This window comes from Pseudomonas sp. GW821-FHT04C07 (assembly GCF_059420325.1).
The window spans coordinates 111,908-136,191 of the sequence record NZ_JBWKTM010000016.1 but is presented as its reverse complement, the minus strand read 5'-3'; the positions used below and the strand labels follow the sequence as shown (position 1 = coordinate 136,191).

General features: G+C 59.3%; 22 protein-coding genes. 14 read left to right on the top strand and 8 right to left on the bottom strand.

Translation table 11 applies throughout. From position 1 onward, the window contains the following. Window positions 1-23: 23 nt before the first annotated feature. Window positions 24-443, top strand: a complete 420-nt coding sequence (pmcY, locus tag AC07UI_RS25355) for a periplasmic Zn2+ metallochaperone PmcY (protein WP_494995052.1) — start codon at window positions 24-26, stop codon at window positions 441-443. A gap of 30 nt (window positions 444-473) precedes the next feature. After that, a complete protein-coding gene (locus AC07UI_RS25350; protein ID WP_494995051.1) occupies window positions 474-1,367 on the top strand; it encodes a cation diffusion facilitator family transporter in 894 nt (297 codons plus the stop codon). Between the two features lie 10 nt (window positions 1,368-1,377). Here the strand turns inward: AC07UI_RS25350 and AC07UI_RS25345 are convergent, their stop codons facing one another. Beyond that, window positions 1,378-2,550, bottom strand: a complete 1,173-nt coding sequence (locus AC07UI_RS25345) for a DUF6515 family protein (RefSeq protein WP_494995050.1) — start codon at window positions 2,548-2,550, stop codon at window positions 1,378-1,380. A 414-nt stretch (window positions 2,551-2,964) separates the two neighbouring features. Here AC07UI_RS25345 and AC07UI_RS25340 point away from each other — a divergent pair, with 414 nt between their 5' ends. After that, on the top strand, window positions 2,965-3,444 hold the full coding sequence (locus AC07UI_RS25340) for an Lrp/AsnC family transcriptional regulator (protein WP_040071220.1): 480 nt from the start codon (window positions 2,965-2,967) through the stop codon (window positions 3,442-3,444). A 232-nt stretch (window positions 3,445-3,676) separates the two neighbouring features. Next, the gene (locus AC07UI_RS25335; protein ID WP_494995049.1) at window positions 3,677-3,886 is read left to right on the top strand and encodes a DUF2788 domain-containing protein; all 210 of its coding nucleotides are present in this window, start codon (window positions 3,677-3,679) and stop codon (window positions 3,884-3,886) included. Here AC07UI_RS25335 and AC07UI_RS25330 read toward each other — a convergent pair. The 4 genes from AC07UI_RS25330 to AC07UI_RS25315 form a co-directional block, all read right to left on the bottom strand. Continuing rightward, a complete protein-coding gene (locus AC07UI_RS25330) occupies window positions 3,881-4,522 on the bottom strand; it encodes a pseudouridine synthase (RefSeq protein ID WP_494995048.1) in 642 nt (213 codons plus the stop codon). The two genes, AC07UI_RS25335 and AC07UI_RS25330, sit on opposite strands and share 6 nt — an antisense overlap. Before the next feature lie 71 nt (window positions 4,523-4,593). Continuing rightward, window positions 4,594-6,093 (bottom strand): AMP nucleosidase, encoded by a 1,500-nt coding sequence (gene amn / locus AC07UI_RS25325; RefSeq protein WP_494995047.1) that lies wholly within the window; start codon window positions 6,091-6,093, stop codon window positions 4,594-4,596. 21 nt (window positions 6,094-6,114) lie between these two features. Beyond that, on the bottom strand, window positions 6,115-7,764 hold the full coding sequence (locus AC07UI_RS25320; RefSeq protein WP_494995046.1) for an acyl-CoA dehydrogenase family protein: 1,650 nt from the start codon (window positions 7,762-7,764) through the stop codon (window positions 6,115-6,117). Window positions 7,765-7,838: 74 nt separating this feature from the next. Further along, window positions 7,839-10,229, bottom strand: coding sequence for a hybrid sensor histidine kinase/response regulator (locus AC07UI_RS25315; protein ID WP_494995045.1), 2,391 nt, complete (start codon window positions 10,227-10,229; stop codon window positions 7,839-7,841). Between the two features lie 289 nt (window positions 10,230-10,518). On the opposite strand from AC07UI_RS25315, the gene AC07UI_RS25310 reads away from it, so the two are divergent. The 4 genes from AC07UI_RS25310 (at window position 10,519) to AC07UI_RS25295 (ending at window position 14,059) form a co-directional block, all read left to right on the top strand. Next, window positions 10,519-11,316, top strand: a complete 798-nt coding sequence (locus AC07UI_RS25310; RefSeq protein ID WP_494995044.1) for a hydroxymethylpyrimidine/phosphomethylpyrimidine kinase — start codon at window positions 10,519-10,521, stop codon at window positions 11,314-11,316. A 17-nt stretch (window positions 11,317-11,333) separates the two neighbouring features. Beyond that, window positions 11,334-11,957: a thiamine phosphate synthase gene (thiE, locus tag AC07UI_RS25305; protein WP_494995043.1), complete on the top strand. Its 624-nt coding sequence runs from the start codon at window positions 11,334-11,336 to the stop codon at window positions 11,955-11,957. Between the two features lie 31 nt (window positions 11,958-11,988). Beyond that, on the top strand, window positions 11,989-13,272 hold the full coding sequence (gene hemL, locus AC07UI_RS25300) for a glutamate-1-semialdehyde 2,1-aminomutase (protein WP_494995042.1): 1,284 nt from the start codon (window positions 11,989-11,991) through the stop codon (window positions 13,270-13,272). 232 nt (window positions 13,273-13,504) lie between these two features. Beyond that, entirely contained in the window at window positions 13,505-14,059 is a 555-nt protein-coding gene (locus tag AC07UI_RS25295) for a tetratricopeptide repeat protein (protein ID WP_494995041.1), read from the top strand. A 110-nt stretch (window positions 14,060-14,169) separates the two neighbouring features. Here AC07UI_RS25295 and AC07UI_RS25290 read toward each other — a convergent pair whose 3' ends face one another. Then, entirely contained in the window at window positions 14,170-14,496 is a 327-nt protein-coding gene (locus tag AC07UI_RS25290; RefSeq protein ID WP_419116665.1) for a DUF1820 family protein, read from the bottom strand. A 133-nt stretch (window positions 14,497-14,629) separates the two neighbouring features. On the opposite strand from AC07UI_RS25290, the gene miaB reads away from it, so the two are divergent. From miaB to lnt, 5 genes are all read left to right on the top strand, one after another. Beyond that, a complete protein-coding gene (gene miaB, locus AC07UI_RS25285; protein ID WP_494995040.1) occupies window positions 14,630-15,958 on the top strand; it encodes a tRNA (N6-isopentenyl adenosine(37)-C2)-methylthiotransferase MiaB in 1,329 nt (442 codons plus the stop codon). Window positions 15,959-16,185: 227 nt separating this feature from the next. Continuing rightward, complete coding sequence (locus AC07UI_RS25280) at window positions 16,186-17,205, top strand: PhoH family protein (RefSeq protein WP_494995039.1); 1,020 nt, start codon at window positions 16,186-16,188, stop codon at window positions 17,203-17,205. Continuing rightward, window positions 17,198-17,692: an rRNA maturation RNase YbeY gene (gene ybeY / locus AC07UI_RS25275; protein ID WP_494995038.1), complete on the top strand. Its 495-nt coding sequence runs from the start codon at window positions 17,198-17,200 to the stop codon at window positions 17,690-17,692. The genes AC07UI_RS25280 and ybeY overlap by 8 nt, the downstream gene beginning before the upstream one ends. 5 nt (window positions 17,693-17,697) lie before the next feature. Then, complete coding sequence (locus AC07UI_RS25270; protein WP_494995037.1) at window positions 17,698-18,537, top strand: CorC family transporter; 840 nt, start codon at window positions 17,698-17,700, stop codon at window positions 18,535-18,537. 8 nt (window positions 18,538-18,545) lie between these two features. Further along, window positions 18,546-20,069: an apolipoprotein N-acyltransferase gene (lnt, locus tag AC07UI_RS25265; RefSeq protein WP_494995036.1), complete on the top strand. Its 1,524-nt coding sequence runs from the start codon at window positions 18,546-18,548 to the stop codon at window positions 20,067-20,069. 62 nt (window positions 20,070-20,131) lie between these two features. On the opposite strand, the gene AC07UI_RS25260 is transcribed toward lnt, so the two are convergent. Together AC07UI_RS25260 and AC07UI_RS25255 are read right to left on the bottom strand one after the other, a co-directional pair. Continuing rightward, window positions 20,132-20,893 (bottom strand): YdcF family protein, encoded by a 762-nt coding sequence (locus AC07UI_RS25260; RefSeq protein ID WP_494995035.1) that lies wholly within the window; start codon window positions 20,891-20,893, stop codon window positions 20,132-20,134. 129 nt (window positions 20,894-21,022) lie between these two features. Next, window positions 21,023-21,343 (bottom strand): hypothetical protein, encoded by a 321-nt coding sequence (locus AC07UI_RS25255; RefSeq protein ID WP_494995034.1) that lies wholly within the window; start codon window positions 21,341-21,343, stop codon window positions 21,023-21,025. Window positions 21,344-21,613: 270 nt separating this feature from the next. On the opposite strand from AC07UI_RS25255, the gene leuS reads away from it, so the two are divergent. After that, window positions 21,614-24,220 carry a leucine--tRNA ligase gene (gene leuS / locus AC07UI_RS25250; RefSeq protein WP_494995033.1) on the top strand — a complete coding sequence of 869 codons (2,607 nt, stop codon included), beginning with the start codon at window positions 21,614-21,616 and terminating at the stop codon, window positions 24,218-24,220. Window positions 24,221-24,284 lie beyond the last annotated feature (64 nt).

The window sequence follows — 24,284 nt, the reverse complement described above, 5'->3', positions numbered from 1 at the left end:
TCGAATTTGATCAGGAGATTCACATGCGTATTCCCTCCCGTATTGTTGGCGGCGTTCTGCTCGCCACCCTGTTGACCCAAATGACCGCTTGCGGCTCGATCTTCTTCCCGGATCGTCGTGGCCAGATCGAAGGCAAAATCGACCCGGTGGTAGCCGCCCTCGACGCTGTAGGCCTGTTGTTCTATATCATTCCGGGGCTGATCGCTTTCGGCGTGGACTTCGCCACCGGCGCCATTTACCTGGAACCGGGCAAGACCGTCCAGGTCGCCCCGGAAAAACTCCGGCAAGCCATCGATGCTGACGGCAAGGTCGATAACCGCAAGTTGCAGGCTATTCTCGAAAGTGAACTGGGCCGCAGCTTTGCGCTGGATGATCCGCGTCTGATTCAATACAAAGGCAGCGTCCAGCAACTGGCCATGTACGGTCTGCAACCCGCCGCTTGATCGCGTGTATTCGAAGGAACGCAAACGCCTATGACCAGTAACCCGGAACACGCTCGCCTGTTGCGTCTGGCGACACGCGCCTCGCTGGCGGTGGCGAGCATTCTGATCGTGACCAAGGCCATTGCCTGGTGGTTGAGTGGATCGGTCAGCCTGCTGGCCGGCCTGACCGACTCGCTGCTCGACGGCGCGGCATCGTTCCTCAATCTCCTGGCCGTGCATTACGCGCTACGCCCGGCGGATGATGACCATCGTTACGGACATGGCAAAGCCGAGTCGCTGTCGGGTATGGCGCAGGCGTTGTTTATTGCGGTGAGTGCGGTATTGATTGCCGTGCAAGCGATCGAACGCCTGAAACACCCCGAGCCACTGGGAGCCCCCTGGATCGGTATCGGCGTGATGCTCTTGTCGCTGGCACTGACGGTCGCCCTGCTGATGCTGCAACATCGGGTGATCCGCGAAACCGGCTCGACTGCGGTACGCGCTGACTCACTGCATTACCGTTCCGATCTGCTGCTCAATGCCAGCATCCTGGTAGCGCTGGTACTGGCCAGTTTCGGCTGGGAACAACTGGATGCCTGGTTTGGTCTGGCAATCGCCCTGTACATCCTCTGGAGCGCGGTGCAAATCGCTCGGGAGAGTGTGGCTGTGCTGATGGACGAAGAACTGCCGCCAGACGTCAGCCAGCACATGCTTGAGCTGGCCTGCAGCGTACCGGGCGTACTGGGTGCCCATGACCTGCGCACACGCATTTCCGGCAGCCACTGGTTCGTGCAATTGCATCTGGAGTTGCCGGGGGAGCTGACGTTATCCGTCGCTCACGGCATCAGCGATCGCGCTGCCGAGGCGATCAACGCCGCTTACCCACGGGCCGAGGTGCTGGTGCACGCCGACCCGCAAGAAGTGGTGACAGGCGCGAAGGCCTGAGTGCTTCGACCTAATAGGCAACCTGATAACCGCGACTGCTCAAGCAGTCGCCTTGCGCTTGACGGTAGGCTTGCACCACCGCAGGCGCCGGTTGGTAGGTGACGGCCGCGGGATCGAAGCCGCTTTGCTCAACCGCCCAGCGATAGCAATCGTAGCGATCCTGATCGACCTGCTCAGGCGTTTGTCCATTGGCCGGGTAAGCGACCACGTCATAGCCGTTACTGGCGAGTTGTGGTTGAGGTGGATCGACCACTACGTACTGCTGGGTGCTCTCTTCATACGTGTAATACGCGCCGGCCGCGAGGAAGAACAGTGCGCCGCCGATCCACACTTCCTGCGCGAAGTCGGGCAGGTAACTCACGCGGATGCCATGAGGAGGCCTTACCACCACATAACGCACCCCATGTGGGCGATACCAGTAACCGCCAGAGAAGAAGTAATCCTCGCCGCGATATGGCACGCGGAATTCACGATCAGGGAACCGATCGGTCTCGAAGCCAGGCCGATACTGCGGGCCTGGGCCCCAACCGTTGCCGTGCCCCTCCGGACGACCCGGCCAACGATGGTCATTATGGCGGTCGAAATCACCACGCATACCGGCACCACCGACCTGCCAGTTCTGATCGCGATCGTTACGCCGAGGAACGTCCTGATAGTAGCCACGCTGTGGCTCCTGGGTCTGGCGGACGGTATCCGGTCGGCTTTGAATCGGCAGGTTGATGCTCGGCTGCGGCGCCGGCCAACCCTGCCCGTTCGGATCATGCTGAGGACGGTTTTGCCACTGGCCGCCCTGCCCCTGATTCTGGCCGTTGTGTTCGAACTGACGGCTGTTGTCGCCGCGAATAATCTCATTCTGCAGGCGAGGCTGATTGTTTTCTGGTCGCGCTTGATTGATTTGTGGACGTGCCTGATTGATTTCCGGGCGCGGTTGAACGATTTGTGGACGCGGCTGATTAATTTCCGGGCGAGGTTGAACGATTTGTGGACGTGGCTGATTCATTTCCGGGCGCGGTTGATTATTTTCCGGACGCCCTTCAGGGCCATGCTCATGTTGTCCCCCGCCATTTTGACCATTATGTTGGCGAGGTTGCAGCGGATCATCTCGCGCCTCTGCCAGCAATTGCGCGCTGACACTCATGCAAAGCAATCCAACACCTGCCACACGCCAGATGCGCGACTTCATGCTATTCCTCACTGCGGTTCAGGACCTACTCATAAGACTGAAAAAGCGTAGGCCGGTTCTGCAACAGGTTATCAGTCACGAGACTTATTTCGCAGGCAATAAAAAAGGGAAACCCGTCGGCCTCCCCTTGAGAACTTCGTCCGTGCTCGACGCTTATGACGCCGGCTCACCTCACTCCGTCTTCTGGACAGTGTGCAGCCCGGGGGCCGACTCAACCCTGTGGGATTGGCGACCGCAGCTGGCCTGATTCGGCGAGCCGCACTGGACTGTTTGTCCGGGCAGTGATTCTGGTAATAAGAATAGGCTCAAGGCGCCGGCAGAGGATTGCGAAGATTGCTCAAATAAACATGGCTTGCGCAATTTTTAACTAAAGATAGATAATTAGCCGCAATAGTTACGACAAAGGCCTGATCCATGAGCAAACTAGACCGATACGACCTGAGCATTTTGGCGGAATTGCAGCGTGACGCCCGCATCTCCAATCAGGAGCTCGCCGAACGCATCGGCCTGTCACCGTCGCCCTGCTCACGACGGGTCAAGCAGCTGGAAGACGACGGTTATATTTCGCGCCAGGTCGCCTTGCTCGATCGCAAGATGCTTGGGTTGAGCCTGACTGCTTACGTACTGATCGGCATGGACCGCCACACGCCTGAGCGCTTCGAGAACTTCGAAGCGGCGATTCGCAGTCTGCCACAAGTGCTCGAATGCAGCCTGGTGACCGGAATGGACGCCGACTATCAGCTCAAAGTGGTGGTGCCGGACATGGATCACTACCAGAAGCTGCTGCTCGGCCACCTGACCCGCATCGAAGGCGTGACCAGCGTGAGGTCGAGTTTTGTGCTGAATCAGGTGCTCAACAGCACCGAGTTGCCGTTGACTCACCTTCGCAGCTGAACGCAGAAGAAGACCCGTAGCAGTTGGCGTAGCCTACGTTCGGCTGCGAAGCAGTCGCAATCCAGACAACTCGATCGTTGCTGGATAACGCGGCATGGCCTTTCACGACTGCTGCGCAGCCGAACGCAGCCTGCCGGCAGCTGCTACAGCCGACACAGGTCAATGCACCGGCAATCACCCTTGGCGTATACTCTCCTGGCCTTTTTTGCCCTGCCTGCGCTGGAGAGTTTCGATGGATCCTGCAGTATTCGAAGAGTGGATGATGACCGGTCTGGTGACCATCCTGATCATTTTCATGGGCTTCATCGTCTGGGATCTGGCGAAAAAATCCAAGGCAGGCAAGTTCGGTACTTTTATTCTGTTCTTTGTACTGGGCCTGGGCATTCTCGCGTTCATCATCAAAAGCGTTGTCATCGCTTATATCGAGAATGGCTCCTCATAGACTGGCAGGCACTTCCCGCCACTGACCCTGATCAAGCCCTTCAATCGTCCAGTCGCCGATTCGCACGCGCACCAGACGCAGCGTCGGCAAACCCACCGCGGCCGTCATGCGTCGCACCTGTCGATTGCGCCCTTCGCGAATCACCAGTTCCAGCCAACTGGTTGGCACGCTTTTGCGGAACCGCACCGGCGGATTGCGCGGCCACAGCTGCGGCTCTTCAAGTTGCCGCGCCTCGGCGGGCAAAGTCATGCCGTCATTCAACTCGACGCCGTCGCGCAAACGCTGCAATTGCTCAGCGTTTGGCTCCCCCTCCACCTGAACCCAATACGTCTTGGCCAACTTGTGTTTTGGGTCAGATATCCGTGCCTGTAGCTGGCCGTCGTTGGTCAGCAGCAGCAAGCCTTCGCTGTCACGGTCGAGTCGACCCGCCGGGTAAATACCGGGAATGTCGATAAAATCCTTGAGCGTCGCCCGCCCTTCGCCGTCGCTGAACTGGGTCAGCACGTCGAACGGTTTATTGAACACAATCAGCTTCGGCTCGGCCGGCGGCGCTTTGGCGACACGGCGTGGTGCCAAGGAGGGTTGCAGGTTATTCGCGCCAGGGCGGCGGGAAGCGGGACGAGTTGGACGAGACATGGCAAAAAGAACATCTAACGGTCAGGACTGGCAATGCTAGTGCCCTGACCGTCAAATGACCATCGCAACGATCAGCGGAACGGCGGTTCGTCGAAACTACGCAGCTTGCGTGAGTGCAGCGAATTGAGCTCGGTGCGCAGCAGATCCACCGCAGCAATGCCGATCTTCAAATGCTGGCTGACCGCACGTTCGTAGAACGCGTTGGCCGAACCCGGCAGTTTGATTTCGCTGTGCAACGGCTTGTCCGAAACACACAGCAAGGTGCCGTAAGGCACTCGCAGGCGATAACCCTGGGCAGCGATGGTGCCGCTCTCCATGTCCACCGCCACGGCTCGCGACAGGTTGATCAGCGGGCGCTCCTGAGCCCAACGCAGTTCCCAGTTACGGTCGTCATAGGTCAACACAGTGCCAGTACGCAGGCGTTTTTTCAGATCCTCGCCCTTCTCGCCGGTGATGTTGGCTGCTGCTTGCTGAAGCGCCAACTGCACCTCCGCCAGGGCCGGGATTGGAATATTCGGCGGCACGACCCGGTCAAGAATCCCGTCGCGACGCATATAGGCGTGAGCCAGCACGTAGTCGCCAATGGTCTGCGACTGACGCAAGCCGCCGCAGTGGCCAATCATCAGCCAGCAGTGCGGACGCAGCACGGCCAAATGGTCGGTAATGTTTTTCGCGTTGGATGGGCCGACACCGATATTCACCAGGGTCACGCCATGACCGTCACTGGCTTGCAGGTGATAGGCCGGCATTTGGTAGCGATGCCAGACCACTCCAGCGGCAATCGCCGAGGCTTCGCCGTGATCCATGCTTTTTTCGATGATGACGTTACCCGGCAACACCATACGCACGAAGCGTGGATCAGTGCGCAATTGCTCCAGGCCGTGAAGGATGAACTGGTCGACGTAACGGTGGTAGTTGGTCAGCAAGATCCACGGCTGGACATGCCGCCAGTCACTGCCGGTGTAGTGCACCAAACGACGAAGCGAGAAGTCGACCCGCGCCGCGTCGAACAACGCCAACGGCAGCGGATCGGTGTTTTCCCAATCGTACAGGCCATCGGCGATACCGTCGCTGGCGGCCGACAAATCGGTACTCGGGAACACCCGCGCCAGCGCCGCAGCGGTGACACCCGAACCGCCGAGCTCATCGCCCTGCTCAACCACGTACGGATAAGGAATGTTCTGCTCGCTGACACCCACTTCCACCGTCACGGTGAAGTCGTGCATCAGCGGCACCAGTTGCTCCAGCAGATAGTTACGAAAAGCTGCCGGGTGGGTCACGGTCACGCTGTAGGTGCCTGGCAACTGGACTTTGGCGTAAGCCCGAGTGGTCTGCGGGACTTCGCCCTGGCAGAGGTAGGTCAAGCGCAATTCGGGGTAGCGAAACAAGGCGCGCTGCTCGGCATCGGGCTCGACCCGATCCTTCAGGTAGCGTTTGAGGGCCTGGCTCAGTGCGGTGGTGGCACGCTCGTGCAGAGCGGCAAGCCGATCCACGGCCTGCTCGGCGGTTTGAACGACAATAAAGGCTTCGGTCACGATAAGCATCCTGTGTTCTGACTTGCAGGCCTTCATCTTGCCTGCAAGTCAGCGCGATCAGAAGCCCTGAGGTGTAGAACGCGCGACAATCGCTTGCACATCCAGGCCTCGCGGCAACGTGCCATAGACTCGACCGGCGGTACCCAGGCGGCTGGCAATGAAAGCATCGCTGACACTGGCATTGCCCGCTTCCAGCAATAGCTTGGCTTGCAAGCCCAGCGCTATGTCTTCTGTCAGCTGCCGAGCGCGGTATTGAATGTCGCTGAAGTCCTGAAACGCGGCTTTCAGATGGGCGATATGCCCGGCCAGGCGCTTGTCGCCATGACCATCGCCCAATTCGGCAAAGAGTGCGTCGAGCACGCCCGACTCTTTCGACAAGGCCCGCAGCACGTCAAGGCATTGCACGTTACCGGAGCCTTCCCACGTCGAGTTCACCGGCGCCTCACGGTACAGACGCGGCAGGATGCTGTCTTCGACGTAACCGGCACCGCCCATGCACTCAGCGGCTTCGTTGATCATGGCCGGTGCACGTTTGCAGATCCAGTATTTGCCCACCGCCGTCACCAGCCGGGCGAACCTGGCTTCCTGTGAGTCGTCGAGATGATCCAGAGCGCGGCCCATGCGCATGCTCAAGGCCAATGCGGCTTCACTTTCCAGCGCCAGATCGGCCAGTACGTTTTGCATCAAGGGTTGTTCGCTAAGCAAACGGCCGCCGACCATTCGATGCGCACAATGATGAGCGGCCTGAGTCAGCGCCTGACGCATCAGCGCGCTGGAACCGACCATGCAATCGAAACGGGTCATGGCGACCATCTCGATGATGGTCGGCACACCGCGCCCTTCCTCACCGACCATCCAGGCCAGAGCACCACGAAACTCCACTTCGCTGGAGGCGTTGGAGCAATTGCCGAGTTTGTTTTTCAGGCGCTGGATATAGAACTGGTTGCGGGTGTCATCCGGACGGTGGCGCGGCAGCAGGAAACAGGTCAATCCCTTATCGGTCTGGGCCAGGGTCAGGAACGCATCGCACATCGGCGCGGAACAGAACCATTTGTGTCCGACCAGTTCATAGGCTTGGCCCGGACCTGCAGCCCCTACCGGATAAGCCTTGGTGGTATTGGCCCGCACATCGGTGCCGCCCTGCTTTTCGGTCATGGCCATGCCGATGGTGGCGCCGGCCTTATGGGCGATACCGACGTTGCGTGGGTCGTATTCGGTGGCAAGAATTTTCGGTAACCATTGCTCGGCGATGTCCGGTTGCAGTCGCAGCGCCGGCACAGAGGCGAAGGTCATGGTCAGCGGGCAACCGCTGCCGGCCTCGGCCTGGCTGTGCAGGTAGCTCATGGCCGCTCGGGCCACGTGTGCACCGGACTGCGGATCGGTCCAGGGCAATGAAGTCAGGCCATGTTCGACTGCCGTACGCATCAGTTCATGGTAGGCCGGGTGAAACTCCACCAGGTCGATGCGATGGCCATAACGGTCATGACTCGAGAACACGGGTTTGTTCTGATTGGCCAGAAAACCCGCCGCCATCAACGGCCCACCGGCCAGCGCGCCATAGCCATCAATCCGTGCTTCGGCCCAGCCAGCGCCAAATCGCCGCGCCCACTCCTGTAGCGGCAGGTCGATACGATAGAGGTTAGTGCCATCCAGCGGTGGCGGCTGATTGGTGACCTCGTGGGTTTCGGCGAACTGATGCAGGTTCATGACGGGGCTCCTTGGGGGTGGACCAGAACTCCAGTTAATCACCGCCCCCCGCCCGAACAAAGTGGCATATGCGCCTAAATATCGGCGCTTTCACCATACCCAGGACACAGCACCCGGCGATACAAAACCGCCTGTAGCTCCTCGAATTTCACCGGTTTGCTCAAATAATCCGTCATCCCGGCCGCCTGGCAATGCTCACGTTCGGCACTCTGGGCCACCACCAGCACCGGCAGCTCTGCGCTACCTGGCAGAGCGCGCAATTGGCCGCAGATCGAGATGCCATCAAGCTGCGGCAGCTGACAATCGAGCAACACCGCATCAAAGGATTCTCGCCGCAACAGCTCCAGCATCGCCCGACCACTGTCCGCCGTGCGCACTCGATAACCCAACTTGAGCAGCATGCCGCGCACCACCAATTGATTGATGCTGTTGTCATCGACCAACAACACTGTGCACTCCTGAGGCACACGACGAACAATCGGCGCACGCCCTTTGAAGGTTTGCTCAGCCGGGGACGGCTGCACGCTGCGAACATCGAACTCGACGTCCAACTGGAAACGACTGCCGCGTCCAGGCTCCGATTGATGGGTCAAACGCCCGCCCAACAGTTCGATCAACTGCCGGCAAATTGCCAGACCGACTCCCAACCCGCCGTACTCGCGGGTCATCGAACCGTCGAGCTGGAAGAATCGCTGATACAGGGTGGCTTCATCCAGATCGGTGAACCCGATACCAGTGTCGATCACTGCGAAGGACAGCTCCATCCGCCCCTCGTCCGCCGACTTTCCGGTCACCCGCAACACCACCCCACCCACGCGGGTGAACTTGATGGCGTTGTCCAACAAGCACTCCAGGCATTGAATCAGCTTTGTGTTGTCACCTTGCAGGCGGTCTGGCAGACCCGTCGCCACCTCGAACTCAAAATCCAGCGCCTTGCTCATGGCATTGGCGGCGAACTGCATTCGCAGCCTGTCGAGCACGCCACGCAGGCTGAAATCTTCCGTTTGCACCTTGAGCCTGCCGGCCTGCAACTCCGTCAGGGTCAGGATGCCATTGACCATGCGCATCATGTCCCGCGCCGAGCCGGCGGCAGTCTGTTGGTATTGCTCCAGCTCCGGTTCCATATCCATGGTCTGCATGAGTTCCAATGAACCGATCACCCCGTTCATTGGCGTGCGCAACTCATGGGTCAGGGTCGCAAGAAACTCATCCTTGAGCCGGTTGCTGTGGGCCAACGCCTGGTTCAACACTTCGAGTTTCTGACCGGCATCGAACAAAGTCTGGGCCTGCTGTTCGCGCATCGAATTGATACGATCGGCCAGCGCCAGCGACAGCAATGCCACTTCAATTGCCGAACCGATCTGACTGGCATACATGGTCAAGAACACGTTAGGCAGATAACCCAACACCATCAGCGTGTTGATCACGCCACCAAACAGAAACGCCGACCAGGCGATGATGAAATACCGCGCCACTCGCAGACCGCGCCACCAGGCAAAAATCCCTGCTGCGAAGATCGTCACGGTAAAGGCCAACGCCAACGCCGTCGCCAAACGCAAGGCCAGGGCATAGCTGGTCATCAACGACAGTGCAATCACCACCGCGCTGCACGCGATCAGCAGCAATAGCAGCCGATCGAGCCAGCGGCTGTGGCGGGCCATCTGCAAAAAGCTGCGGGCAAACTGACTGCCGAACAAACCCGCAGCACCGATGAAGAAAGGTGTCGAGGCGTTGGCCCACCAAGGGTTGTTCGGCCAGAAATACTCGACCGCGGCACCATTCACCGACAGTTGGTACAAACCGAACGAAGCGATATAGAGGATGTAGTAGAGATAGCTGGTGTCACGTACAGCGAGGTAGATGAACAGGTTGTAGACCAGCATGCCCAGCAGTACGCCATAGATCAGGCCCAGTACATACAGACGCACCGGTTGCTCTTCCACAAAGGCGGTACTCGACCAAAGGGTCAGCGGAGCCTGGATCGAGCCTTGGCTTTGCAGGCGCAGATACACGATTTTGTGCTGATCCGGCGCGAAATCCAGGTCAAACAGATAGTTATTCTGGCGGATCTGCCGGCTGGAAAACGGCAAGGCGTCGCCCGTACGCTGGACCAATTGATAGCGGCCTGCAGCATCGGGGAGGTACAAGTCGAGGTGATCAAGGGGCGGATAGGCCAATTCCAACAACCAGTTGCGCTGAGCGGCAGGGTTGTTCGGGCGGTAATGCAAATCAATTTTCAGCCAGAATGCCGAGTGAGAGTAACCGGCATTGAGGGTGGCTTTATCGTGAGTCTTGAAGCTGCCGGCCAGCGCCTGCGAACTGACATCGTCAATACTGGCCTCGCCGCCCACGTCTTCGAACACCTGCATCACCCGGCCCAAAGGGAGGCTTTGAGTGAACTCATCAAACTCGGTCGCGCCTGCCAGCATCGGCAAGCTCAACAGCAACATCAGCAAATAGCGCATAAAGCCCCAGCGTGGCCTGTCCGGTTGTGTCAGGAAGCCCCCCATTCCCTTTGAGTAGACGTAAAACCGGCATTACCTGTTATTGGTTTGGATCCACTCTAGCATAGCCGTTGATGGCCATTGAACACCATTAAAAACTTTAGTTTAAAGGCTCTAGAACGGGCTTCTCAGCGAAATAAGTTGATCTAGAGCTGTTTGAGCTATCAACGCGTGCCGAAGCCTGCGCAAGGAAATTCGACAACACGCAGACAGCCCCGGAAAAAAGCGTTTGGTGGTAAGCTCGCGCACCATGAATATCTATAGCTCTCGCCCCGTTGTCCTCTGTCTCTCCGGCCACGACCCAAGTGGTGGCGCCGGCTTGCAGGCAGATATCGAAGCCCTGCTTGCTCAGGGTTGTCATGCGGCTCCCGCCGTTACCGCCCTGACCGTGCAAGACACGGTCAACGTCAGCGATTTCCGCGTCCTGGATCGCGAGTGGGTGTTGGCTCAAGCCAATGCCGTGCTCAACGATTCGACCGTCGCAGCGGTCAAGCTGGGCATGCTCGGCTCGCTGCAGATGGTCGACACCGTGGTCGAACTGCTCCAGGCGCACCCGCATCTGCCGCTGGTCTGTGACCCGGTATTGCGTGCCGGTGGCGGCGGTCGTCTGGGTAAAGATGAAGTCGGCTACGCCATGCGCGAACGACTGTTGCCGTTGGCGACTATCGCGACACCTAACCTTCCCGAAGCCCGTATCCTCGCTGAACTGCCGCAAGGCTCTCCTGACGAGTGCGCAGAGAAACTCCTGGCCTACTGCGAACACCTGCTGATCACCGGCGGCCATGGCGATGAACATGAAGTGCATAATCGCCTTTACAGCCGCGATGGCAGTCGTCAAACCTATACCTGTCAGCGCTTGCCGGGCAGTTATCACGGCTCGGGCTGCACCTTGGCCAGCGCCTTGGCCGGTCGCCTGGCCTTGGGCGAAAACCTCGCCAGTGCCGTGCAATCCGCTCTGAATTACACATGGCGCACCCTGCGTGATGCCGAACAGCTTGGCAAAGGCCAGTTCGTCCCGCGCCGTCTGCCGCTGGACTTTTGCTCGTAACGCATGAGGCTTGCTCGATGAAACTACGTGGCCTGTACGCCATTACCGACAGCCAACTGCTGGCCGGCAAATTTCTGCCCTATGTGGAAGCGGCGCTGGATGGCGGCGTCACGCTGCTGCAGTACCGCGACAAGAGCAGCGACGAAGCCCGTCGGCTGCGCGAAGCCGAAACCCTGCGCACCTTGTGCGAGCAATACAACGCCCAGTTGATCATCAATGACGATGCCGAACTGGCTGCGCGCCTTGGCGTCGGCGTACACCTGGGTCAGACCGACGGCCCACTGACACCGGCCCGGGCACTGCTCGGGCGCACGGCGATCATCGGTTCCACCTGCCACAGTCAGCTCGAACTCGCCGAACAAGCCGCCAAAGAAGGCGCCAGCTATGTCGCCTTCGGTCGCTTCTTCAACTCCAACACCAAGCCCGGCGCGCCGGCGGCAACCCTTGAGTTGCTTGACCAGGCCCGGACCAAATTGCACCTGCCGATTTGCGTGATTGGCGGCATCACCCTGGAAAACGCCGCCCCATTGGTGGCCCACGGCGCTGATCTGCTGGCCGTGGTCCACGGCCTGTTCGGCGCCGAGAACACCCAGGAAGTGACGCGTCGCGCCCGTGCCTTCAAAGCCCTGCTTCATATCTAAATAGCCGAATCCTGATTCAGAGAGCCCGATCATGTCTCGTTCCGAAACCCTGTTTGCCAATGCCCAGAAACACATTCCCGGCGGCGTAAACTCGCCCGTTCGTGCATTCAAGAGCGTCGGCGGCACGCCGTTGTTCTTCAAGCACGCCGAAGGCGCCTATGTGACGGACGAGGATGACAAACGCTATGTCGACTACGTGGGTTCCTGGGGCCCGATGATCCTCGGCCACAGCCACCCGGAGGTGCTCGATGCAGTGCGCAAGCAGCTCGAACACGGCCTTTCCTATGGTGCCCCGACGGAGATGGAAACCCGGATGGCCGATCTGGTCTGCTCCATCGTGCCATCGATGGAGATGGTCCGCATGGTCAGCTCCGGCACTGAAGCGACCATGAGCGCGATCCGTCTGGCCCGTGGTTTCACTGGCCGCGACAGCATCATCAAGTTCGAAGGCTGCTACCACGGCCACTCTGACAGTCTGCTGGTCAAAGCCGGTTCCGGCGCACTGACCCAAGGCGTTCCAAGCTCTGCCGGCGTACCCGCCGCGTTCGCCAAACATACCCTGACCCTGCCGTTCAACAACATCGGCGCAGTCGAGCAAATGCTCAGTGAAGTCGGTCAGGAAGTGGCGTGCATCATTGTCGAGCCAGTGGCCGGCAACATGAACTGCGTACCACCGGCGCCGGGCTTCCTCGAAGGTCTGCGCACGCTCTGCGACAAACATGGCGTGGTGCTGATTTTCGACGAAGTGATGACCGGTTTCCGTGTCGCCCTCGGTGGCGCCCAGGCGCACTATGGTGTGACCCCGGACCTGAGCACTTTCGGAAAAATCATTGGCGGCGGCATGCCGGTGGGCTGTTTCGGCGGCAAACGCGAAATCATGTCGCACATTGCCCCGTTGGGTCCGGTCTACCAGGCCGGTACTCTGTCCGGCAACCCCCTGGCCATGGCTGCGGGCCTGGCCACCCTGCGCCTGATCAGCCGTCCAGGCTTCCACGCAGAGTTGAGCGACTACACCACTCGCCTGCTCGATGGCCTGCAACAGCGCGCCGACGCAGCCGGTATTCCGTTCGTGACCACTCAGGCCGGCGGCATGTTCGGGCTGTACTTCAGCGGTGCTGACGATATCGTGACCTTCGACGACGTCATGTCCAGCGACGCTGGCCTGTTCAAACGCTTCTTCCACCTGATGCTCGAAGGCGGCGTTTACCTGGCACCGAGTGCCTTTGAGGCCGGTTTCACTTCGATAGCCCATGGCGATGCCGAGCTGAAACTGACTCTGGATGCTGCTGAGCGTGCATTTGCTGCTTTGAAATAAGCCGAGCAATGACCAATCTGACGCTGCTTGCGCGGCGTCCGGATTTTTCCCAGGCCTTTACGTCTCTTTTCCGCCCTTTAAGGTACGAAATTTCCTACAAACCGGACGATATCGGGCCGCGCAGCAGAAAAACGAGTAAAGACTTTGTAAGGTTGGCCCTGCTTATTTCATAATGCGCGCTTATTGGATCCCTCGATGGGTCCGCGCGCCCCTCAGAGGTAAGTCGATTCCCATGAACCGCACCGGCCGCGCCCTTGCATTGGGCTGCCTGTTGCTCCTTCAGCCCCTGCTCGCGCAAGCACAAGCAGGCGGCAACTCGTTGTTGATCCCAGCGATGGGTCGCTGCACCCTCAATACTCAGCCACAAGACCAGTCAGAGGCGCTTGCCGCCTGCAAGAAAGCGTCGGATGCCGGGGATGCGCAAGCACAATACGAGTTGGGTGAATTCTATTACGAGGGCAAAAATGCGCCGCGTGACCTCAATCAAGCCCTGAGCTACTTCGAAAAAGCCTCTCTGCAAGGCCATGCCCAGGCGCAATTCAAACTCGGCACCATGTTTTTCCACGGAGAAGGCGTTCCGGCCAATAACATTCAGGCGTATATCGTACTGAAGATGGCGGCAGTCAATGGCGCCGAGGATGCTCTGGACACTGCCGACGAAGTCGCTCAACACATGCAGCGTGACGAGCTGGAAGTCGCGACGCAGGTGCTCGGGCAGATTTTCCGCAAATACCTGCTGGAACTGCAAAGCGCCGATGGGCGCTCACCGTTTTCGCCACTGCCTTAAGCTCTGCATCGCCTTTCTGACGCCATCGCGGGCAAGCCTCGCTCCTACGGTTGTATGTGATCCGTAGGAGCGAGGCTTGCCCGCGATTGGCTGCGATTCGGTCTCGGGTGTTACTTCTCCGGCATCGGCATCGGAAACGGCATGACATTGCTCATACCGCGCGCTTCAGTGATCTTCGGCGTGCCCAGACGCTCGACTTCGTCGATGCGCACGATCGAATGCATTGGCACAAAACTGCGCACCACGCCTTCGAACTGCGCCTTGAGCTTCTCTTCGCCCGGGTCGACGACCAGCTGTGTGCGCTCGCCAAAGACGAACTCTTCCACTTCCAGGAAGCCCCACAGATCACTTTGATAGATCTGCTTGGCGTACATTTCGAACACTTGGCCCTGGTTGAGGAAAATCACCTTGTAGATTGGAGCTTCACGTTTGGTCATGGTGGGCGGGTAACAAATCGGGGGATATAAAAGAGGGCGCAAACTATAGCATAGCCACCCGATGCACAACGCTAGGAACCTCGGGTCGTGACCACTATAATGCGCGGTTCTTTGAATCACTTGATGAACTCCCATGGCCAAGAAGCTTTACATCGAAACCCACGGTTGCCAAATGAACGAGTACGACAGCTCGCGCATGGTCGATCTGCTGGGTGAACATCAGGCCCTGGAAGTCACCGCACGCGCCGAAGACGCGGACGTCATCCTGCTCAACACCTGTTCGATCCGCGAACGCGCCCAGGACCGGGTGTATTCCCAGCTCGGCCGCTGGCGCGAGTTGAAACTGGCCAACCCGGACATGGTCATCGCCGTCGGCGGTTGCGTGGCCAGCCAGGAAGGCGCGGCAATCCGCGACCGCGCACCCTATGTCGACGTGGTCTTCGGCCCGCAGACCCTGCACCGCCTACCGGAAATGATCGACGCCGCGCGCATCACCAAGCTGCCGCAAGTTGACGTTTCATTCCCGGAAATTGAAAAATTCGATCATTTGCCAGAACCGCGTATCGACGGCCCGAGCGCCTATGTCTCGGTCATGGAAGGCTGCAGCAAGTACTGCACGTTCTGCGTAGTGCCTTATACCCGCGGCGAAGAAGTCAGCCGGCCATTCGACGATGTGCTGGCCGAAATCATTCACCTGGCCGAGAACGGCGTACGTGAAGTCACCTTGCTTGGGCAAAACGTCAACGGCTATCGCGGCCAGACTCATGACGGTCGTCTGGCGGACCTGGCCGAACTGATCCGCGTGGTCGCCGCCGTCGATGGTATCGAACGTATTCGCTACACCACTTCGCACCCGCTGGAGTTCTCCGACAGCCTGATCCAGGCCCATGCCGAAGTCCCGGAGCTGGTCAAACATCTGCATTTGCCGGTGCAATCAGGCTCGGATCGCATTTTGGCGGCGATGAAGCGCAACCACACAGCACTGGAATACAAGTCCAAACTGCGCAAGCTGCGGGCCGCCGTGCCGGGCATCTGCATCAGTTCGGACTTCATCGTCGGCTTCCCCGGCGAGACCGAAAAAGACTTCGAACAGACCATGAAGCTGATCGAAGACGTCGGTTTCGACTTTTCCTACTCGTTCGTCTACAGCCAACGCCCGGGCACCCCGGCCGCGGATCTGGCCGACGAGACTCCGGAAGAGCTGAAAAAAGAGCGCCTGAACGCCCTGCAACATCGTCTCAACCAGCAAGGCTTCGAGATCAGCCGACAAATGGTTGGCTCCACCCAGCGCATTCTGGTGACCGATTATTCGAAGAAAGACCCGGGCGAACTGCAGGGGCGCACCGAGAATAATCGTATCGTCAACTTCCGCTGCGACAATCCCACGTTGATCGGCCAGTTCGCTGACGTGCGTATCGATGCCGCGCAACCGCACTCGCTGCGTGGTTCGCTGCTGCGGTAATCGTCAAGACACTGGAGATCAAATGTGGGAGCGGGCTTGCTCGCGATAGCGGACTTTCATTCAACATTGATGTTGCCTGATACACCGCTATCGCGAGCAAGCCCGCTCCCACATTGTAACTGCGTTGTTCTTGAGGACGCGCTCATCCATTTAAGAGCTTTCGCACCCAGGCCACTGGCGTTATCCTTGATTCCATATCAATTGCCTTAGGGCGGCTAAAAACGACCTTGAACGCACCCATAGCACCGCATCGTTTCATCCTCGAGCCCTTTGAGGCTCGCCGCTTCGCCAATCTGTGCGGGCAATTCGACGAGCATTTGCGCCTGATCGAACAGCGCCTGACCATCGAGATCCGCAACCGCGGAAACCAGTTCGAATTGATCGGCGAACCCAAACACACCACCTCCGCGGAAAACCTCCTGCGCCGTCTGTACCGGGAAACCAAGGGTACCGAGCTGTCGCCGGACATGGTTCACCTGTTCCTGCAGGAATCTGCGGTGGAAGAGCTGGACAGCTTTCCGGCCGCCGAACCCGCCGTCGCATTGCGCACCAAAAAAGGCATGATTCGCCCTCGCGGCCCGAATCAGCAGCGCTATGTGAAGGAAATTCTCGGCAACGACATCAACTTCGGCATCGGCCCGGCCGGTACCGGCAAGACCTATCTGGCGGTGGCCTGCGCGGTCGACGCTTTGGAGCGCGAGCAAGTACGCCGCATCCTGCTGGTGCGTCCGGCGGTCGAGGCCGGCGAAAAACTCGGCTTCCTGCCCGGCGATCTGGCACAGAAAATCGACCCGTATCTGCGTCCGCTGTATGACGCGCTGTACGAAATGCTGGGTTTCGAACACGTCGCCAAGCTGATCGAGCGTCAAGTGATCGAGATCGCGCCGCTGGCCTATATGCGCGGACGAACGCTGAACAACAGCTTCATCATTCTCGACGAAAGCCAGAACACCACCGTCGAGCAGATGAAGATGTTCCTGACGCGGATCGGCTTCGGCTCCACCGCGGTCATCACTGGCGACATCACCCAGATCGACTTGCCCAAAGGCACGCGCTCGGGTCTGACCCACGTGATCGATGTGCTCAAGGATGTGCCGGGTATCAGCTTTACCCACTTCACCTCCAAAGATGTCGTGCGCCATCCGCTGGTGCAACGCATCGTCGAAGCCTACGAGCGTTTCGAGCATCGCGCTGAAGGCGAGCCGGTCAAATTTTCCTCTGCGAAGGACAGTCGCCGCGATGCTTGAGCTTGATCTGCAACTGGCAACCGATGCCCCTGCCCCCAGCGAAGCCGAGTTCCGCCAATGGTGCGGGCTGGCCCTGCGACAACGCACCGCCGACTCCGAGCTGACCATCCGCCTGGTCGACGAGCCAGAAGGCCGTGAGTTGAACCACACCTGGCGGCAAAAGGATTACGCCACCAACGTACTGTCCTTCCCTGCCGATGTGCCGGACGAGCTGCTGGACATCCCGCTGCTCGGCGATCTGGTGATCTGCGTGCCCGTGGTCGTCCGCGAGGCAGCCGAACAAGGCAAGGCACTCAACGCCCATTGGGCACACCTGGTCATTCACGGCTGCTTGCATCTGCTGGGTTACGACCACATCGATGACGACGAAGCCGAAGAAATGGAAGCACTGGAACGAACGTTGCTTGCTGAACTGGGTCATCCTGACCCGTATGCAGATGACGAAACCTGCGAACCTCCAACTGTAATAACCAAGGATTTAGAGTAATCGCTATGAGCGAAGACCGATCGAGCAGCGGGCAAAAGTCCTGGCTGGGCAAACTGACCCAGGCTTTTGCCCACGAACCGAAAAACCGTCAGGAGCTGCTGGAGCTGTTGCGCGAAGCCCATCAGAACAAGTTGCTGGACAGCGAAGCGCTGGCCATCGTGGAAGGTGCCATCCAGGTCGCTGACCTGCAAGTACGGGACATCATGGTTCCGCGCTCGCAGATGATCAGCATCAAGGCGGCCCATACACCCCGCGAATTCCTCCCGGCAGTCATCGATTCCGCGCACTCGCGCTACCCGGTGATTGGCGAAAGCCACGACGACGTCATGGGCGTCCTGCTGGCCAAGGATCTGCTGCCGCTGATCCTTCAGGAAAACGGCGACAGCTTCAACGTCAAGGATTTGCTGCGTCCGGCGACCTTCGTCCCCGAGTCCAAGCGCCTGAACGTGCTGCTGCGCGAATTCCGCGCCAACCATAATCACATGGCCATCGTCATCGACGAATACGGCGGCGTGGCTGGCCTGGTGACCATTGAAGACGTGCTGGAACAGATCGTCGGCGATATCGAAGACGAGCACGACGTCGAGGAAGACAGCTACATCAAGCCGCTGCCCAGCGGTGACTTCCTGATCAAGGCGCTGACCCCGATCGAGAACTTCAACGAGTTCTTCGACAGTGAATTCTCCGACGATGAATTCGACACCGTCGGCGGCCTGGTGATGAGCGCGTTCGGGCATCTGCCTAAACGCAATGAAATTACCGAAATTGGCGCCTATCGCTTCCGCATTCTGAATGCCGACAGCCGCCGGATTCACCTGCTGCGCCTGACTCCTATTGCCCGTTAAGGACTGAAATGCGTTGGATCACCCGCCCCGGCTGGCCCGGTAACCTGCTGGCCGTGGCGGCCGGTGCACTCACCACCCTGGCGTTGGCGCCGTTCGATATCTGGCCACTGGCATTACTGGCTGCCGGTTTTTTCTATGCCGGCTTGCGTGAACTGACGCCCCGTCAGGCGCTGGGGCGTGGCTGGTGTTTCGGCTTTGGCCTGTTTGGCGCCGGCACCAGTTGGATCTACTACAGCATTCACAACTTTGGCGGCGCTTCGGTGCTGCTGGCCGGGTTGCTGATGCTGGCTTTCACCGCTGCGATTGCCTGGTTCTTCGCCCTGCCCGCCTGGCTCTGGGCGCGCTGGCTGCGCCGTAACGAAGCGCCGCTGGCCGATGCCTTGGCCTTTGCCGCGTTGTGGCTGGCCCAGGAAGCGTTCCGTGGCTGGTTTCTGACCGGTTTCCCGTGGCTTTATTCCGGCTACAGCCAACTCAATGGCCCGCTGGCCGGGCTCGCACCATTGGGAGGCATGTGGCTGATTTCCTTCAGTCTGGCGCTGACCGCCGCGCTTGTGTACAACCTGCCACGCCTGATCAAGGCCGGACGCAAAGGGTTTATCGTCGCAGGCCTGCTGTTGCTGGCCGCACCATGGGTCATCGGCCTGTCGCTCAAGGGCCACGCCTGGACCAGCCCTTCGGGCAACCCGCTGAGCGTCGCGGCGATTCAAGGCAACATCGAACAAAGCATGAAGTGGGACCCGGCGCAGCTCAACAAGCAGCTGGCGCTGTACCGCGACATGAGCTTGAGCTCCAAACGCGTCGACCTGCTAATCTGGCCGGAAACTGCGGTCCCGGTGCTCAAGGAGTCTGCCGAGGGCTACCTGAACATGATGGGCAGCTTCGCCGCCGAACGTAACTCGACACTGATTACCGGTGTGCCGATCCGCCAACAAGTGCGCCACGAAAAACGCTACTTCAATGGCATCACCGTGGTAGGCGAAGGCGACGGTACTTACCTCAAGCAGAAACTGGTGCCGTTTGGTGAGTACGTACCACTGCAAGAAGTGCTGCGAGGCCTGATTGCGTTCTTCGACCTGCCAATGTCGGATTTCGCCCGTGGTCCGGCTGATCAGCCGTTGCTGCAAGCCAAGGGCTATCAGATTGCACCATTCATCTGCTACGAAGTGGTCTACCCGGAATTCGCAGCCAGCCTTTCGGCCCGCAGCGACCTGCTGCTGACCATCAGCAACGACACCTGGTTCGGCACCTCCATCGGCCCGCTGCAACACTTGCAGATGGCACAGATGCGCGCCCTGGAAGCCGGACGCTGGATGATTCGCGCCACCAACAACGGCGTCACTGGTTTGATCGACCCATTTGGCAGGATCACCGTGCAGATCCCGCAATTCGAACGCGGCATCCTCTACGGCGAAGTGGTGCCAATGCACAACCTGACCCCTTACCTGCAATGGCGTTCGTGGCCGCTGATCATTCTGTGCATGCTGCTGTTCGGTTGGGCGCTACTGGCCAGCCGGATTGCCAAGACGGTTTAACACCCAGGATCCGGGTGCCCGCAAAAAGATCGTCCGAACGCGTTCGGACGATCTTTTGACTTTCAGCGGTAGAACAACGAATAACCGATCTGCCCTACGGCCTCATTCAGCAACAGGCCACTTTGCCAAATCGACTTGAACTCGGGCATCCAGCCTCCGAACGGCTGGGCATTATCAACACCCAAAAAGCCCACCGGTGCAGCCACGACGGTGAAACCTGCCCGCTCGAAACTCCACACTGAACGCGGCATATGCCAGGCCTGGGTCACCACAACCACCCGTTTGATACCCAGCGGCACAAGCACCTCAGCGCTGAACTGAGCGTTCTCCCAGGTCGTGCGACTGCGCCCTTCCTGCCAACTGACCGCCACACCAAAATCATCTTGCATGGACTCGGCCATCATTGCCGCCTCAGTGGGCGGTGTTCCGTAATGCAAGCCGCCACTGGTCAACACCGGCAAACCCGAGGCCTTGGCCAGGCGGGCCGCATAACGCTCGCGCTCCAGCCCCACGCCGGTAGGCTGGTCAGAGCCCCACGCCGGATCGCCCCGTTCCCGCCCCGAGCCCAAGACCACAATCGCATCCGCGCGCTCGGCCAGCGTCGCCCATTCGCTACGGGCCAGTGGCGGATCGCGCTCAAGCGCCCGGGCACTCCATTCCACGACAACCGGCAAACTCATCAACCAAAAACCACCAACCCCCAGCGCAAAAAAAGCGCCTGCCAAGCGGGGTCGGGAGCGACGGAACCACCAGGCAGCCAGAAGCAACAGCAAAAAAATGCCGGGCGGCAAAAAAAGTTGTTTGACGAAATAACGAAAAGGCATCGAGCATCTCCAAAGATGCCCGAAGCCTAAGTGGGTTGAAGCAAAGCAACAACAGGTTCTGTAGGCATTTCAATCGAAAAGCCTGAACGTGTGACGTCATGCAATGCACTTGAGCGGGGCTGCAGACTCTTATTTGAACAGCTGGGACCGGAGTTTTGCCGCGTCCCCAACAGGTGCTTTGCCTCTCAACCAGATGATTTTGGCCGTATGTGGTACTTCTTTATGTTTTACGGCTTCCAACACGTTTGAATGTGCCTCACGTATGCTGCGGTCCAGATAGGCCTTGATCAACTCAAACTCAGCGCGACTCAAACCACGCAGCTCCAACTCGACAGGACGTTCATCGCGCAACTGGCCTGCCGTTCTTGCCGCATCCAGGGCCAGACCAAGACGATCAATCAGCCGTTCGTACAACTCGGGTTTTGTTTCTTTTCGCTGCGACTCAACCATCCGTTCACCTCATTGAACATAAGACTCACTCCCCTTTAAGAGCTTAGTCCCACTGAGAAAACCGGCCTGTTGCCGCGACCAACGGCCCCTGAGGCCCTGCCGGGTGCAATCAGGGTTTCCCTCGGTAGAGCGCGGTCATGTATGCTACGGCGCTTCCTGTAACTCCACTTCCAGCTCGACTGGGCACCGAAAACGCCACATTTGGCGTCGTCACCGCCCAGCGTCGCATTGAAGAGGATTAGGCCACCCCTATTCAGTTCAAAAGTAGCCATGCACGAACAATATCAGCCCCGTGAAATCGAAGCCGCCGCCCAGTCGTTCTGGGACGAGCAAAAGTCCTTTGAAGTCAGTGAACAGCCAGGCAAGGAGACGTTCTACTGCCTGTCGATGTTCCCTTACCCCAGCGGCAAGCTACACATGGGGCATGTGCGCAACTACACCATCGGCGACGTGATCTCCCGCTATCAGCGCATGCAAGGCAAAAACGTCCTGCAACCCATGGGTTGGGATGCCTTCGGCATGCCGGCAGAAAACGCCGCGATGAAAAACAACGTCGCACCGGCCAAGTGGACTTACGAAAACATCGCCTACATGAAGACCCAGCTGCGAAGCCTGGGCCTGGCGGTCGACTGGTCGCGCGAAGTCACCACCTGCAAACCTGATTACTATCGCTGGGAACAATGGCTGTTCACTCGCCTGTTCGAAAAAGGCGTGATCTATCGCAAGAACGGCACCGTCAACTGGGACCCGGTAGACCAGACCGTTCTGGCCAACGAACAGGTGATCGATGGTCGCGGCTGGCGTTCCGGCGCGCTGATCGAGAAGCGCGAAATCCCGATGTACTACTTCAAGATCACCGCCTACGCGGATGAGTTGCTGGAGAGTCTCGACGATTTGCCAGGCTGGCCTGAGCAAGTCAAAACCATGCAGCGCAACTGGATCGGAAAATCCCGCGGCATGGAAGTGCAGTTCCCATACAACGTCGACTCGATTGGCGAAGCCGGCGCACTGAAAGTCTTCACCACCCGTCCGGACACCCTGATGGGTGCGACCTACGTTGCCGTGGCAGCCGAGCACCACCTGGCGACCCTGGCGGCGCAGAACAACCCTGAACTGCAAGCGTTCATTGCTGAATGCAAAGGCGGCAGCGTGGCCGAAGCCGACGTTGCCACCCAGGAGAAAAAAGGCCTGCCGACCTCGCTGTTCGTCGAGCACCCGTTGACCGGCGAAAAGCTGCCGGTCTGGGTCGCCAACTACGTACTGATGCACTACGGCGATGGCGCGGTTATGGCTGTGCCGGCTCACGATGAGCGTGACTTCGAATTCGCCACCAAGTACGGTCTGCCGATCAAATCCGTGGTGCGCACCAGCGCAGGCGACGAGAACCCGGCCCCATGGCAAGACGCCTACGGCGAATACGGCACGCTGATCAATTCCGGTGAATTCGACGGCCTGGACTTCGCTGGCGCGTTCGACGCCATGGAAGTTGCCCTGATCAAGAAAAATCTCGGCGCCTCGCGCACCCAGTTCCGTCTGCGCGACTGGGGCATCAGCCGTCAGCGTTACTGGGGCTGCCCGATCCCGATCATCCACTGCGATACCTGCGGTGACGTGCCGGTGCCGGAAGACCAGCTGCCTGTCGTGCTGCCCGAAGACGTCGTACCCGACGGCGCCGGTTCGCCTTTGGCGCGCATGCCCGAGTTCTATGAATGCAGCTGCCCGAAATGCGGCAAACCGGCCAAGCGTGAAACCGACACCATGGACACCTTCGTCGAGTCGTCCTGGTACTACGCCCGTTACGCCTCGCCGCATTACGAAGGTGGTTTGGTCGACCCGGCTGCTGCCAACCACTGGCTGCCGGTCGATCAATACATCGGCGGCATCGAACACGCCATTCTTCACCTGCTCTACGCGCGCTTCTTCCACAAACTGATGCGCGACGAAGGCCTGGTCAGCTCCAACGAGCCATTCAAGAACCTGCTGACCCAGGGCATGGTGATCGCCGAGACTTACTACCGTCGCGAAGCCAATGGCAGCTTCACCTGGTACAACCCGGCGGACGTTGAACTCGAGCGCGACAGCAAGGCCAAGATCATTGGTGCCAAGCTGATCAGCGACGGCCTGCCCGTCGAAATCGGCGGCACCGAGAAGATGGCCAAGTCGAAAAACAACGGCGTTGACCCGCAGTCGATGATCGACCAGTACGGCGCCGACACCTGCCGCCTGTTCATGATGTTCGCCTCGCCGCCCGACATGAGCCTGGAGTGGTCCGACTCCGGCGTCGAGGGCTCGCACCGTTTCCTCAAGCGTGTCTGGCGCCTGGCGCAGACCCACGTTGGCCAAGGCCTGCCGGGCGCACTGGATCTCGGTACGCTGAACGACGAACAAAAAGTCATTCGTCGGGCTATCCACCTGGCAATCAAACAGGCCAGCCAGGACGTCGGCCAGTACCACAAATTCAACACCGCCATCGCTCAGGTGATGACGCTGATGAACGTGCTGGAAAAAGCCCCGCAAGGCACCGATCAGGATCGCGCACTGATTCACGAAGGCCTGGAAACCGTTGCCCTGTTGCTGGCGCCCATCACGCCGCACATCAGCCATGAACTGTGGCATCGACTGGGTCACGCCGATCCAGTGATCGACGCCGGCTGGCCGGTTCTGGATGACAGCGCGCTGGTGCAAGACAGCCTGCAACTGGTGATTCAGGTCAACGGCAAGCTGCGCGGTCAGATCGAAATGCCTGCCAGCGCCAGCCGCGAAGAAGTTGAAGCCGCTGCGCGGACCAATGAAAACGTGCTGCGTTTCACCGAAGGCCTGACTATTCGTAAAGTGATCGTAGTGCCCGGCAAACTGGTCAATATCGTCGCTAGCTAATTGGATCAGGCGCCAGGTCGCTGACCTGGCGCCGAACAAATCCTCCAGGGCCGCACAGTCGACC

Bases quoted from the DNA above. Each gene is read 5' to 3' on its own strand.
- pmcY (WP_494995052.1), top strand. From the start codon at position 24: ATGCGTATTCCCTCCCGTATTGTTGGCGGCGTTCTGCTCGCCACCCTG.
- AC07UI_RS25350 (WP_494995051.1), top strand. From the start codon at position 474: ATGACCAGTAACCCGGAACACGCTCGCCTGTTGCGTCTGGCGACACGC.
- AC07UI_RS25345 (WP_494995050.1), bottom strand. From the start codon at position 2,550: ATGAAGTCGCGCATCTGGCGTGTGGCAGGTGTTGGATTGCTTTGCATG.
- AC07UI_RS25340 (WP_040071220.1), top strand. From the start codon at position 2,965: ATGAGCAAACTAGACCGATACGACCTGAGCATTTTGGCGGAATTGCAG.
- AC07UI_RS25335 (WP_494995049.1), top strand. From the start codon at position 3,677: ATGGATCCTGCAGTATTCGAAGAGTGGATGATGACCGGTCTGGTGACC.
- AC07UI_RS25330 (WP_494995048.1), bottom strand. From the start codon at position 4,522: ATGTCTCGTCCAACTCGTCCCGCTTCCCGCCGCCCTGGCGCGAATAAC.
- amn (WP_494995047.1), bottom strand. From the start codon at position 6,093: ATGAAGGCCTGCAAGTCAGAACACAGGATGCTTATCGTGACCGAAGCC.
- AC07UI_RS25320 (WP_494995046.1), bottom strand. From the start codon at position 7,764: ATGAACCTGCATCAGTTCGCCGAAACCCACGAGGTCACCAATCAGCCG.
- AC07UI_RS25315 (WP_494995045.1), bottom strand. From the start codon at position 10,229: ATGCGCTATTTGCTGATGTTGCTGTTGAGCTTGCCGATGCTGGCAGGC.
- AC07UI_RS25310 (WP_494995044.1), top strand. From the start codon at position 10,519: ATGAATATCTATAGCTCTCGCCCCGTTGTCCTCTGTCTCTCCGGCCAC.
- thiE (WP_494995043.1), top strand. From the start codon at position 11,334: ATGAAACTACGTGGCCTGTACGCCATTACCGACAGCCAACTGCTGGCC.
- hemL (WP_494995042.1), top strand. From the start codon at position 11,989: ATGTCTCGTTCCGAAACCCTGTTTGCCAATGCCCAGAAACACATTCCC.
- AC07UI_RS25295 (WP_494995041.1), top strand. From the start codon at position 13,505: ATGAACCGCACCGGCCGCGCCCTTGCATTGGGCTGCCTGTTGCTCCTT.
- AC07UI_RS25290 (WP_419116665.1), bottom strand. From the start codon at position 14,496: ATGACCAAACGTGAAGCTCCAATCTACAAGGTGATTTTCCTCAACCAG.
- miaB (WP_494995040.1), top strand. From the start codon at position 14,630: ATGGCCAAGAAGCTTTACATCGAAACCCACGGTTGCCAAATGAACGAG.
- ybeY (WP_494995038.1), top strand. From the start codon at position 17,198: ATGCTTGAGCTTGATCTGCAACTGGCAACCGATGCCCCTGCCCCCAGC.
- AC07UI_RS25270 (WP_494995037.1), top strand. From the start codon at position 17,698: ATGAGCGAAGACCGATCGAGCAGCGGGCAAAAGTCCTGGCTGGGCAAA.
- lnt (WP_494995036.1), top strand. From the start codon at position 18,546: ATGCGTTGGATCACCCGCCCCGGCTGGCCCGGTAACCTGCTGGCCGTG.
- AC07UI_RS25260 (WP_494995035.1), bottom strand. From the start codon at position 20,893: ATGCCTTTTCGTTATTTCGTCAAACAACTTTTTTTGCCGCCCGGCATT.
- AC07UI_RS25255 (WP_494995034.1), bottom strand. From the start codon at position 21,343: ATGGTTGAGTCGCAGCGAAAAGAAACAAAACCCGAGTTGTACGAACGG.
- leuS (WP_494995033.1), top strand. From the start codon at position 21,614: ATGCACGAACAATATCAGCCCCGTGAAATCGAAGCCGCCGCCCAGTCG.